An 11906-nucleotide genomic window follows, 5' to 3' on the forward strand; every position below is an offset into this window, starting at 1 on the left:
ATGGCCCAGGGATTCGAGCTCCGCGACCTGCCCGACCGGCTGCTGCCCCGAGAACCACGGCTGGGCGGCGCCTGCGCGCCCGTGCCGGCCGACCGGATCGACGCGCTGCACAGTTCGGGCGCCGTCCTTCTCGGCCGGCTTCCCGACGACCCGCAGGTGGTCGCGTTCCTCGCCTCGGTCGTCTCCGAGGTCAGGGCCCTGTTCGGTGTTCCGGACGGCCATGCCCTCCACGTGGTCGCCGTCCGGCCCGAGCACATGAGCAGGCTGGCCGGGTGGGCCGAGACGCAAGCCGGTGGCTGGTCGACGGCGGACCTCTCCCGCTCCGCGGCGCTGCTCACCGGACCTGTCGTCCAGAACCTGGACCTCGCCCTCGTTCACATGGACGCCCTGCTGGGCATCGGCAGCGGTCTGAGCGTCGTGATCGTCTCGCCGCGGCTCGCAGCCGCGGTTCCCGCGCTGGTACCCGCCCTGGCCGAGGCGTCCGCATCGGTGGCGGTCACCGACTGGGTGATGCTGGCGAAGGGGGTGCGGCGCACCGCCGAGACCGATCTCGCGCGGGCGGAGGAGGATCGGGCCGCCAGGTTCGGGACGGTGGCCGCATGGGCACGGGGCAAGGCCTGGCTCCGGCCGCCGGCCTCCCGGGACGCCGGTGCGCTGACGGTCCATCTCGTCACCACGCTGCCACCCGGCACCGTCTCCCGAATCGCGGGCTTCCTCGAAGCGTCGCACCTCGCCTACGGGCTGATCGATCCGGCCGCGCCGGGCTCGTTCCACATCGGGCTGCATCCGGTCGTCCCGCTCTCCGACCTGGAGCGGCTCCTCGACCTGTTGGACCTGCTGGTCACCCGCGGCGCGGCGAGCGAGGACGAGCCTCAGCAGGCACCCGCCTCGGACGCCCTGATGATCCTCAAACCGGACATCCTGAGCGGACCGTTCGCGACCTGCTCCCGGCCGACCGCAAGGGACGTCATCCGCGGGCTGATCGAGGTCTACACCGGCCGGCCCCCGAGCCCCTATGAGACCGGCACCTCCGCCGCGGCCGTCGGCTGGGGGATCCGCAACATCGCCCGTAAGGTCGCCGCCAGGTCCTGGTACACGAAGGACCTGCGGGATCCGGAGGGCTGTCTAGAGGGGTTGCTCGCCCATCTCGCGGGCGCGGAGCTCGCAGGCGAGGGGGCCGTCGCGACGGCGGCTCTCGTCCACGATGTCGTGCGGGTACTCGGATTCAAGGTCATGGTCCGGAGCAGGCGACCGCTCACCTACCGCGATTTCCTGGGGCTGTACGCCCACAACACGCACTACACCCGGCTCGCCGGTGACCTGCGCGGATACCTTCTCGGCCGAGAGGCGGAGATCACCATGCTCGAGGCCGACCAGGAGCTGAGCAGCCTGCACCTGTTCAAGGAGATCTTGAGACGGGTAATCCGCTACCCGACCACCCACTACGACGCGCTCGAGAACCTGATACACATCTCCGACCCCGGCGCCGACGACTGGATCTACTTCGAACGGACATTGACGCAGGAGGCCTGATCGCGTGGTGATGGTCGCCGGCCGGCGGCGCGGATGGTCGCGGAGGAGGGTGATTCGGGTGTATTTCGAGGCGCTTCCTGGGTGTCGCAGGGTCGGTCGGACCTGGCAGGCTGGCTAGTGGACCGACGCGTTCTCCTCGCGACACCCCGGAGGTCGACCTTGCAGGGACCGCTCAGCGACATCGTGGTCCTGGACCTGTCCCGGGCGCTCGCCGGGCCGCACGGCGCGCAGATGATGGGCGATCTGGGCGCGACGGTCATCAAAGTGGAGCATCCCGACGGCGGAGACGAGTCGCGGGGCTGGGGTCCGCCCTTCGTGGGCCCGTCGGGTGACGTCTCGACGTACTTCCTGGCGGCCAACCGCAACAAGAGGTCCGTCACCCTGGACCTGAAGTCCGAGGAGGGCGCCGCCCTGCTGACCCGCCTGGTGCGGCAGAGCGACGTGCTCGTCGAGAACTTCCGCACCGGCGTGCTCGACCGGCTCGGCTTCCCGGTGGAGCGCCTGCACGAGCTGAACCCGCGCCTGGTGATCCTGTCCATCACGGGCTTCGGCCACGACGGCCCCGAGGGCGGCAGGCCGGGGTACGACCAGATCGCCCAGGGCGAGGGCGGCCTGATGAGCCTCACCGGCCCGTCGCCCGCCGAGCCGTATCGCGTCGGCGCCTCGATCGCCGACCTGCTCGCCGGCATCCACGGCGCGTACGGGGTGGTGGCCGCTCTGTACGAGCGGGAGCGCACCGGCAGGGGGAAGGTCGTGCGCACGTCCCTGCTGGCCTCGGTGGTCGGCGTGCACTCCTACCACGGGACGGCCTGGACGGTCGCCGGCAAGGTCCCGGCGGCGGCCGGCAACCACCACGCCTCGATCGCGCCCTATGGGGCGTTCCGCTGCGCGGACGGCATGATCCAGATAGCCGTCGCCAACGACGTCCAGTGGCGCAGGCTGGCCCCGGTGCTCGGCATCGACCCCGCCGACCCCCGCTACGAGGACAACCGGCGGCGGTTCGCCAACCGCGACGCGCTGATCGCCGACATCGAGCGCGCGCTCGCCCGCCACGACCGGGCGCACTGGCTGGCCGTGCTGGCCGGGCTCGGCATCCCGGCCGGCGCCATCCGCTCGCTGGACGAGGTCTACGCCTGGGCGCAGACCCGCTCGCAGGGCCTGGTGGTCACCGTGGACCATCCCGACCTCGGGACGATCGAGCTGCCCGGGTCGCCGCTGAGGTTCGACGACGCCCCGCCCGCCGAGCACACGCCCCCGCCACGGCTGGGGCAGGACAACCAGGCCGTGCTGTCTTGGCTGGCAGAGCGCGAAGGGTGACCACGCCCGACGGGGCCGCACCCAAGAGGCCCGACGCCCGCACGCTCATCGACACCGTCCTCGACCCCGGCTCGTGGAAGTCCTGGGACGAGCCACCGCGGGACCCGGTGTCGCCCGGGTCCTCCTACGCCGACGAGCTGGCCGCGGCGCGCGCCAGGTCCGGCTACGACGAGTCGGTCGTCACCGGGGAGGGCCTGCTGGAGGGCCGCCGGGTTGCGGTGATGGCCTGCGAGTTCTCCTTCCTGGCCGGGTCCATCGGCGTGGTGGCGGCCGAACGGCTGGTGAGAGCCGTGGAGCGCGCGACGGCCGAGCGCCTGCCGCTGCTGGCCGCGCCCGCCTCGGGCGGCACCCGCATGCAGGAGGGCGCGCTCGCCTTCGTCCAGATGATCAAGATCGGCGCGGCCGTGGCGGGCCACCGGGCCGCGGGCCTGCCGTACATCGTGTACCTGCGCCATCCGACGACCGGCGGGGTGTTCGCCTCGTGGGGGTCGCTCGGCCACGTCACCGCCGCCGAGCCCGGCGCGCTGATCGGCTTCCTCGGCCCCCGGGTCTTCGAGTCCCTGTACGGCTACCCGTTCCCTGAGGGGGTGCAGGTCTCGGAGAACCTGTTCCGGCACGGCCTGGTCGACGCGGTGGTGTCGGCGGAGCACGCCCGCGCGATCGCGGCGCGCGCCCTGGCCGTGCTGTGCGCGCCGACGCGCGGGCTGGAGCGCGGCCCCGAGCCGGTGGAGCGGCCGGTGGAGGTCGAGGCGTGGGAGGCGATCAGCCGGTCGCGCCGCGACGACCGGCCGAGCGTCAGGGCGCTGCTCAAGCTCGGCGCCTCGGACGTCACGCCGCTGAACGGCACGGGCGTGGGCGAGAACGACCCGGGGCTGTTGCTGGCGCTGGCCCGGTTCGGCGCGGCGCCCGCCGTCGTGCTCGGCCAGGACCGGCGGCGGCAGCGGACCGGCCGCCAGCTCGGCCCCGCGGGGCTGCGGGTGGCGCGGCGCGGCATGCACCTGGCCGCCGAGCTGGGCCTGCCGCTGGTCACCGTGATCGACACGGCGGGCGCCGAGCTGTCCAAGGCGTCGGAGGAGGGCGGGCTGGCGGCCGAGATCGCCCGGTGCCTGGCCGACCTGGTGGCGCTGGACGCGCCGACGGTGTGCCTGCTGCTCGGCGAGGGGGCGGGCGGCGCGGCCCTGGCGCTGCTGCCCGCGGACCGGGTGCTGTGCGCGCAGCACGGCTGGCTGTCGCCGCTGCCGCCCGAGGGCGCCTCGGCGATCCTGTACCGGACGATCGACTTCGCCCCGGAGATCGCCAAGGCGCAGGGGGTGCGGGCCGCGGATCTCCAGCGGGACGGCATCGTTGACCGAATAATTCCGGAATTCCCGGACGCCGCCTACGAGCCGCGCCCGTTCTGCGAACGGGTGGCCAGAACACTCGAATACGAGATCATCGGCCTGCTCGACCGCCCCGCCGGCGACCGCCTGTCCGCCCGCCTCGCCCGCTACCGAGGACTCGGCCTGCGCCCGGACTGAGAGCGACTTTCGGCACGACACGGAGGCCGCGTCGCTCGCGTCTTCGGCGCAGGCGGCGAACACCTTCGCGCGATGCCCTCGGGGGCGGTTCGCGCCGGGCGGCCCAGCAAGCCGGTCCGTCGCCGGGTAGTGCACGGCGAAGAAGAGGTCGGTGAGCGCGGGTGCGGGCGGGAGGTCACGTGCCGGAGATGCTCGCGCTCTGGGGTGGGTGGCTTGGGATGGGGATGCGTTCGACGCGGATGGAGTGGACCTCGTCGTGGGGGACGACGACCTCGTAGGCGCCGTGGTCGACCATCCAGTAGCCGAGGGCCTCGGCCTTCGGGCCGCTGTGGCCGGTGTAGGCGATGTGCAGGCCGTCGTCGTCCTCGTCCAGGACCACGCAGGGTTCGCCGCCGAACGCGCCGACCGTGCGCAGCAGCACCAGCCACTGCAGGTCGTCGCGGTGGACCCGGCGGCGCCAGTAGCCGCCGGCCCGCTCGAACCCCTCGCGGGGCTCCTCGCTGAACAGGACGACCTCGCCGGGCCCGGGGCCGAGCGCGGCGGCGTAGGTCTGGTCGTGCTGGCGGGCGATGAAGCCGAGGCCCACGGGCTCGATGTCGCTCATGCCGCCCGCCGCCAGGTCAGCCCGTCGTAGTCGGCGAAGCGCCGCTGGCTCTTGGCGGTCATGTGGTGGATCTCGGCGCCGGCCGGGATCGGCATCGGCGTGGTGTGGAACTGGGGGACGACGTGCTGGCGGGAGGTGGTGAACCCGTTGCCCGCGAACGGGGGCGAATCGTTCCAATCTCCGCCCATGTGCGGGCCGTAGGGGACGACGTAGGCGTCGGACTCGCGGGCCTGCCACCGCAGGATGTACAGCTCGGGGACCGCGGGGGTCAGCTCCGAGCCCTCGAAGGTCAGGTCGAGGGCGGAGACGAGCTGCTCGGGGGTCGACAGCCGTGAGCAGTCCTGGACGCGGTAGACGTAGCCCGAGATGATCGTGCGCTGGCCCGCGAGGTAGGGCACCAGCAGCCGAGGGGGGATGACCTTCTGCATCTGGGTGCTTGGCGCCGGCTCGCTCACACCCGGTATTTTACGATCTGGCGACCTCCGCTTTCCGCACGGTGCCGTAAATATCCGCGCGGCGGTGCGCGAGGCTCGGCAGGGTGGCCCGCACCCGCTCGGTCTCGGCGGGGTCGATCTCGACGACCTGGACGCACGGCGCGGGCCCGAGGTCGGCGCGTACCACGCCCATGGGGTCGACGAGCATGCTCCTGCCCACCCCGAAGCCGTCCCTGGCCTCGGGGTTCGGGGCCTGGCCCACGGCGATGGTCCAGGTGGTGTTCTCGATGGCGCGGGCCTTGACCAGCGTGGTCCAGTGCTCTTCCTTCATCGGCCCGGAGCCCCAGGCGGCGATGACGGCGAGGGCGTCGGCGCCGAGGTCGACCAGGGCGCGGGCCAGCTCGGGGAAGCGGACGTCGTAGCAGGTGACGAGCCCGAGCCGCAGCCCGGCCAGCTCGGCCACGACCGGCTCGGCGCCGGGGGCGACCAGGTCGGACTCGCGGGCGCCGAAGGAGTCGAACAGGTGGATCTTGCGGTACGCCGCGACCCGCGCGCCGTGGCGGTCCAGCGCGACGGCGGTGTTGTACACCCGGCCGTCCGCCGGCTCGAAGGTGCCGAGCACGACGGCCACCTCGTGCGTGCGCGCGGCGGCGGCCACGGCGGTCAGGAACGGGCCGTCGAGCGGCTCGGCGTGGTCGGCGACGGCCTTGCCGAACCGGGTGAGCGTCGCCTCGGGGAAGACGGCGAGTGCGGCGCCCCGCGAGGCGGCCTTGCCGAGCGCGTCGCGCACGCGTTCGAGGTTGGTCTTCGGGTCGTCGGACACCGGGATCTGGCACAGGGCGATGCGGGTCACCCGACCAGCGTAAGCGCGGGCGGGGTCAGTTGCCGAGATCCCCGGCCGCGTGGTCGGGGAACGGGCGAGGCGCGGGGGAGGGGCGCCGGTTGGGCACCACCTCCCACCAGGTCAGGCAGCGCCACGCCCACTCCAGGGGCCCGTAGCGGAAGCGCGCCAGCCACCAGTGCGCGAAGGCGGCCGGCACGGCGACCAGGGCGGCGCCGAACCCGATGACGGCGAGCCGGGTGGGGTCCCGGGCCAGCAGCGGCGCGGCGACGACGGAGCAGAGGCTGCCGAACAGGTAGGCGGTGAGCGTGATCCGCCCGAGCGGCCGGAGGAACGCGGCCGGGGCGGGACGCGCGCGGACGAGCAGCAGCACCCCGGCGCAGTACGCGGTGGCGGCGGCCAGCCCGGCCAGCGGGTACACGGCGGGCGTGTAGGGGAATTCGAACGTCTCCGGGTGCGTCCACAGGTAGTTCCAGCCCCAGGTGAGCGCGACGGCGAGCGGCGCGCTCACCGCGAGCGTGGGCAGGAGGGCGCGCGGGCCGGGCGCGTACTCGATCATGGCCATGCCGAGCAGGAAGAGCCCCGGGATTATCCATATGCCGCCGAACTGGATGAACGTCCCCCACGCGGTGGCGGCGATCCCGGCCGCGAGGACCAGCCATCGGGGCAGGAAGGACGCGGGCAGCAGCACGACCGCCCCGGTGATCGCGTACGGCAGCAGCACCTCGCCCGGGCTGGCGAGCCTGTGCAGCAGCCCGAGGCAGGCCAGGACGGCCAGCCTGCGCGGCAGCGGCCACCACGGGCGGGGCGTCCTGCGGGCCGCCGAGCGCAGGAACAGCACGAAGCTCACGCCGAAGAGAAAGGAGAAGATCGGGTAGAAGCGGCTTTGCAGGAGGTTCTCGAAGACCCAGTCGGCGGGCGCCGGAGGCCGGCCCGCCAGTTCCCCCATGGTGTGCTGCCAGGTGTTCACCAAGGTGATCCCGCAGACCGCGAAACCGCGCAGGGCGTCCAGCTCGTGGATGCGCGTCACCGGGACGGCCTCGCTGTGCATGCCCTATATATACGGCTATTTCAGGCATTCGCCCGAGGGGGTGACGCCGGAAGGCCCGATAGGCTGCTGCGCGTGAGCGAACCTCTGGTGGCGCGCATGCGCGAGTTCGGCACGACCGTCTTCGCCGAGATGACGGCGCTCGCCGTCCGGACGGCCTCGATCAACCTCGGGCAAGGGTTCCCCGACACCGACGGCCCGGAGGCCATGCTCGAACGGGCCGTGGCCGCGATCAGGCAGGGTCTCAACCAGTACCCGCCCGGCCCCGGCGTCCCCGAACTGCGGCAGGCGGTCGCCGAGCACCGCAAACAGCACTACGGCCTCGTCTACGACCCCGACGGCGAGGTCCTGGTCACCGTCGGCGCGACCGAGGCGCTGGCCGCGTCCGTCCTCGCCCTGTGCGAACCCGGGGACGAGGTCGTCGTCTTCGAGCCCTACTACGACTCCTACGCCGCCGCGATCTCGCTGGCCGGCGCCGTGCGCAGGCCGGTGACGCTGCGGCCGGTGGAGGGCCGGTTCACCTTCGACCCCGCCGAGCTGCGCGCCGCCATCGGCCCGCGCACCCGGGCGATCCTCGTCAACTCCCCGCACAACCCGACCGGCACCGTCTTCACCCTGGACGAGCTGGCGGCCATCGCCGCCGTCGTCGAACAGCACGGCCTCATCGCGATCACCGACGAGGTGTACGAGCACCTGACCTTCGACGGCGTCCGGCACATCCCCCTCGCCACGCTGCCGGGCATGCGCGAGCGCACCGTCATGATCTCCTCGGCGGGCAAGACGTTCTCGGTGACCGGCTGGAAGACCGGGTGGGTGTGCGCGCCGCGCGAGCTGGTGACGGCCGTGCAGACCGTCAAGCAGTTCCTCACCTTCACCTCCGGCGCCCCCTGGCAGCTCGCGGTCGCGCACGCGCTGCGCGAGGAGCTGCCCTGGGTCGGCGGCATGCGCGACGGCCTCGCCGCCAAGCGCGACCGGCTCATGGCCGGCCTGTCCGCCGCCGGGTTCGAGGTCTACCGCCCGGCGGGGACGTACTTCGTGCAGACCGACATCACGCCGCTCGGCTTCACCGACGGCCTGGACCTGGCGCGGCGGCTGCCCGAGCTCGCCGGCGTCGTCGCCATCCCCACGCAGGTCTTCTACGACCGCCGCGAGCTCGGCGCGCGGTTCGTCCGCTTCGCCTTCTGCAAGAAGGACGAGATCATCGACGAGGCCGTGGCCCGCCTCGGCCGCCTGCGCGGGGCCGTCTGAGGCGCCAAGGGTGAAGACGGCGGCGGCCCGTCCAAGGCCGCCGCCGCGCTCGGGCCGGATCAGTTCTGGACGGCGTACGCCCGGGTGATCGTCTGCTGCACCTGGATCCCGGCAGGGCCGGTGGCGGTGGCGCGCAGGGTGACGTGGCCGGGGGTGGCGGGGTTGGTCACCGAGGTGGTCCAGCCCGTGCCGGCCCGGCGGACCTGGAGCGCCTGCCAGGTTCCGCCGTCGTCGAAGGAGGCTTCGACGACAGGGGTGTTCAGCGCGCGGCCCTCGGCGGTGATCGGTATCCGGGTCACCGTGCCGGGCCTGGTCCGGTTGTAGGCGTCCAGCCCCTGGGGGGCGTACCGGATCGACGGCAGCGCGAGGGGCGTGGCGTCGTCGGTGTGGGCCGAGGTGAACGTCCAGGAGGCGTCGATCGCGGTGGACAGCGCGGCGTAGGGGACGTCGCGCTGGGCCGAGAAGCTCGCCGTGTAGGTGCCGTGGTCGGCGGGGAGGTCGGCGACCAGGCACGCCCGGCCGAGGTGACAGTTCTCCAACCTGCTCCGCTTCAGCACTTTGCCGTCCCTGACCAGGGACGCCGCGCCGGTGACGTCGCCGTCCCAGCCGGCGCGGCCGGTGCCGGCGTCGGTGAACAGGCCCTCCAGGCCGAAGGTGAGCCGGTCACCGGACCGTGTCACGGACGGCGCGGTGGGGCCGGTCACCGCCGCGTTCCACAGCTCGGCGGACCTCCCGCGCCGCACGGTGCGCTGGCCGAGGTCGGTGAGGACGTATTCGCCCTGAGCGAGGCGGCCGGACCAGCGCAGGTCATGTCCCGGCGTCAGATAGTTTGTGAGCGTTCCGGGAGTCGTGACGGCCGTCGCGGAGGAGCCGACGAGGACGCCGTTCTCGCCGGGCAGGGCGACGTACCTGTCGAATTCGGCCGGCGCGTCGGTGTTCTGCGCCCGGAAGGTCACGGCGGCCTGGGCGAGGCCGGCCTTTCTGAACTTCCTGTCCGGGTCGGAGGGGATCCGACCGGCGCGGTAGTCGGCCAGGTCGTACCGGACCGCCGCCGCGCCTCCCGCCGTCAGGACCTGATGCGCCAGGTACTCCAGCCCCGGCTGGCGGGAGGACAGCACGTACACCTCACCCCTGGGTATGTCGTATCGGACGACGAACTTCTTGTTCCCGCCGGTATTGCGCAGGGAGATCTGGGAGGCCCCGGTGGGTTCGGCGGCGGGGTCGTCCACCGTGAGGCTGATCCGTCGGCCCTGGCGGGCGTCGAGCGTCACGCTCACGTCCTGGCGGCCGACCGGGACCGCGCGGTGGCTGACGGTGATCCCGCCGTTCTCGCCGAACATGTCGGCGAAGAGGTTCCACGCGCCGGGTCTCACCCGGGCCTCGGCGACACCCTTGAAGAAGTTCAGCGGTATGCGCTCATCGGTCTCGAAGTTGTACAGCGTGGCGCGGACGGCCAGGAGAGGATCGTCGTCCCTGCCGATGGCCGTCACGGTCACGTAGGAGGACTCGGGTTCGATGAAGGCGCCGGCGAGGCCGCGGACGGTGACCTCCCCCGTAGTGGCGGTGACCGTCCCCGGGTAGACGCCCGTCTGGAGGGTCGCGTCCAGGGTAAGGGTCACCGACGCGCTGCCCCCGGCGGGAACCGCCAGGTGGTCGGCCGACAGCGTGTAGGGGCCGTCTTCGGTGAGCTTCAGCTCCACCGGCTCCTCGGAGGTGTTGGTGTAGGTGACCTCCTTGGTGACGTCCTCGTCGTCGCGGGGCCCGGTGAGGTAGGTCCAGACGTTGGGGGTGTCGGTCACCACGGTCTGGGCGACCGCGCGGGCCACGTCGACCCGGCCGGTGCCCTGCCGGTAGGGGGTCAGGCCCTCGCCCGGCTCGGCCGAGGCCATCAGGGCGGCCTTGAGCCGGCTTCCGTCCCAGTCGGGGTGCCGCTGGGCGAGGATGGCGGCGGCGCCGGCCACGTGCGGGGTCGCCATCGAGGTGCCGCTCTTGGCGATGTAGGAGTCGCTCGTGCCGCCTCCGGCGCTTGCCGCGACGATCTCCACGCCGGGTGCGGTGATGTCGGGTTTGACGGCTTGGTCGGCCACGCGCGGGCCCTGGCTGGAGAAGTCCGCCAGCGTGTCGTTCTTGTCCACGGCGCCGACCGTCAGCGCGGCGTCGGCGCTGCCGGGACTGTCGATGGACTGCCTGGCGCCGCCGTTGCCGGCCGCGACGACGAACAGGGTGCCGGTCTGCTCGCTGAGGATGTTCACCGCCTGCTCGAGCGGATCCAGCGCGCGGGTGTCCCGTTCGCCGAGGCTCATGTTGACCACTCGTGCCTTGACCTCGGTGGCGGCCCACTGCATGCCGGCGATGACGGCCGACTCCCGGCCGTCATCGAGCCCGAAGACCTTGCCGACGGCGATCTTGGCGTCGGGGGCGACGCCCTTGTACCTGCCGCCGGAGGCCGCGCCCGAGCCGGCGACGGTGGAGGCCACGTGGGTTCCGTGGCCGTCCGGGTCGCGGGTGTCGGGGTCGTCGGAGAAGTTGGCGGCCTGGGTGACGACGCCCTTGAGGTCGGGGTGGCCGGGGTCGTAGCCGGAGTCGAGGACGGCGACCGTGACGCCCTTGCCGGTCAGTCCGTTCTTCCACGCCTCGGGTGCGCCGATCTGCGGGACGCTCCTGTCCAGGGCCGGGGACACCCTGCCGTCCAGCCACAGCTTGGACACGCCTGACGCGAGCGTCCTGGCCTCAGAGGCCGGGCGCAAGCTGTTCCACGCGGTGGTGGCCCGCGCCTTCGGCACCCGGGAGGCGGTCAGACCGACGGAGTCCAGGCCGCGCCCGGCGGTGGCGGCTCTGGGCGGGGCGCCGCCCTCGGTCATGATGGGGATGTCCGTGCGATGGGCGTCGTCGTACTCCCACTCAAGAAGCTGGGTCACGTCGAACAGGCGCTCGTCCACCAGGCCCTTGCCGATCAGCGGCGCCGCGTCGGACGGCAGCACGAGGGTGTGCCCGGCGAACGTCTGGATCGCGAAGGAGACCTGGCGCCCGGGGCCCGGGGTCACCTGGTATCCCTGCGGGCCGTCTGCTTCGCCCGTCACGGTCACCCGGTCTCCGGTGATCAGCGTGACACTGCCGAGCGGACCCGTGGAGGACGGGCCGGGCCGTGCCGGGGCCGTCCCGGCGGCCGAGGGCGCCGCCACCACGCCCAGCACGGATAGCGCCGCCAGGGTAAGTGCTGTGACTCTTCGCTTCATCGCGGTCCTTTACGGTTCGCTTACTATCGGTCAATCAAGTAGTAAGCGGTAAAAGCGCTAGATCAACACCTAAGCCGTATCAACCCGTTCGAGAAATCGGACTTTGGCATTTATCAGACGCGGCGGCG

At 72.6% G+C, this 11906-nt stretch carries 9 protein-coding genes; 4 read left to right on the top strand and 5 right to left on the bottom strand.

From position 1 onward, the window contains the following. From BJ982_RS21880 to BJ982_RS21890, 3 genes are all read left to right on the top strand, one after another. On the top strand, positions 1 to 1533 hold the full coding sequence (locus tag BJ982_RS21880) for a hypothetical protein (protein WP_184882890.1): 1533 nt from the start codon (positions 1 to 3) through the stop codon (positions 1531 to 1533). 159 nt (positions 1534 to 1692) lie between these two features. Further along, the gene (locus BJ982_RS21885) at positions 1693 to 2850 is read left to right on the top strand and encodes a CaiB/BaiF CoA transferase family protein (protein WP_184882892.1); all 1158 of its coding nucleotides are present in this window, start codon (positions 1693 to 1695) and stop codon (positions 2848 to 2850) included. Beyond that, positions 2847 to 4367 carry a carboxyl transferase domain-containing protein gene (locus BJ982_RS21890; protein ID WP_184882894.1) on the top strand — a complete coding sequence of 507 codons (1521 nt, stop codon included), beginning with the start codon at positions 2847 to 2849 and terminating at the stop codon, positions 4365 to 4367. The genes BJ982_RS21885 and BJ982_RS21890 overlap by 4 nt, the downstream gene beginning before the upstream one ends. Positions 4368 to 4542: 175 nt before the next feature. On the opposite strand, the gene BJ982_RS21895 is transcribed toward BJ982_RS21890, so the two are convergent. Genes BJ982_RS21895 through BJ982_RS21910 form a run of 4 tightly spaced genes read right to left on the bottom strand, consistent with a single transcriptional unit; the run spans position 4543 to position 7297 of the window. Then, positions 4543 to 4971 (bottom strand): UCP033725 family protein, encoded by a 429-nt coding sequence (locus BJ982_RS21895; RefSeq protein ID WP_184882897.1) that lies wholly within the window; start codon positions 4969 to 4971, stop codon positions 4543 to 4545. Continuing rightward, positions 4968 to 5426, bottom strand: a complete 459-nt coding sequence (locus BJ982_RS21900) for a hypothetical protein (protein ID WP_239122792.1) — start codon at positions 5424 to 5426, stop codon at positions 4968 to 4970. The genes BJ982_RS21895 and BJ982_RS21900 overlap by 4 nt, the downstream gene beginning before the upstream one ends. Before the next feature lie 10 nt (positions 5427 to 5436). Further along, on the bottom strand, positions 5437 to 6258 hold the full coding sequence (locus BJ982_RS21905; RefSeq protein ID WP_184882898.1) for a carbon-nitrogen hydrolase family protein: 822 nt from the start codon (positions 6256 to 6258) through the stop codon (positions 5437 to 5439). Between the two features lie 25 nt (positions 6259 to 6283). Further along, positions 6284 to 7297, bottom strand: coding sequence for a DUF418 domain-containing protein (locus tag BJ982_RS21910; RefSeq protein WP_184882900.1), 1014 nt, complete (start codon positions 7295 to 7297; stop codon positions 6284 to 6286). Between the two features lie 72 nt (positions 7298 to 7369). Between BJ982_RS21910 and BJ982_RS21915 the strand changes: the two genes are divergently transcribed. After that, on the top strand, positions 7370 to 8542 hold the full coding sequence (locus tag BJ982_RS21915) for a pyridoxal phosphate-dependent aminotransferase (RefSeq protein ID WP_184882902.1): 1173 nt from the start codon (positions 7370 to 7372) through the stop codon (positions 8540 to 8542). Positions 8543 to 8601: 59 nt separating this feature from the next. Here BJ982_RS21915 and BJ982_RS21920 read toward each other — a convergent pair whose 3' ends face one another. Then, complete coding sequence (locus tag BJ982_RS21920; protein WP_184882904.1) at positions 8602 to 11778, bottom strand: S8 family serine peptidase; 3177 nt, start codon at positions 11776 to 11778, stop codon at positions 8602 to 8604. Positions 11779 to 11906 lie beyond the last annotated feature (128 nt).

This window comes from Sphaerisporangium siamense, assembly GCF_014205275.1.
GTDB classification, from domain to species: Bacteria; Actinomycetota; Actinomycetes; order Streptosporangiales; family Streptosporangiaceae; genus Sphaerisporangium; species Sphaerisporangium siamense.

Bases quoted from the DNA above. Each gene is read 5' to 3' on its own strand.
- BJ982_RS21880 (WP_184882890.1), top strand. From the start codon at position 1: ATGGCCCAGGGATTCGAGCTCCGCGACCTGCCCGACCGGCTGCTGCCC.
- BJ982_RS21895 (WP_184882897.1), bottom strand. From the start codon at position 4,971: ATGAGCGACATCGAGCCCGTGGGCCTCGGCTTCATCGCCCGCCAGCAC.
- BJ982_RS21910 (WP_184882900.1), bottom strand. From the start codon at position 7,297: ATGCACAGCGAGGCCGTCCCGGTGACGCGCATCCACGAGCTGGACGCC.
- BJ982_RS21920 (WP_184882904.1), bottom strand. From the start codon at position 11,778: ATGAAGCGAAGAGTCACAGCACTTACCCTGGCGGCGCTATCCGTGCTG.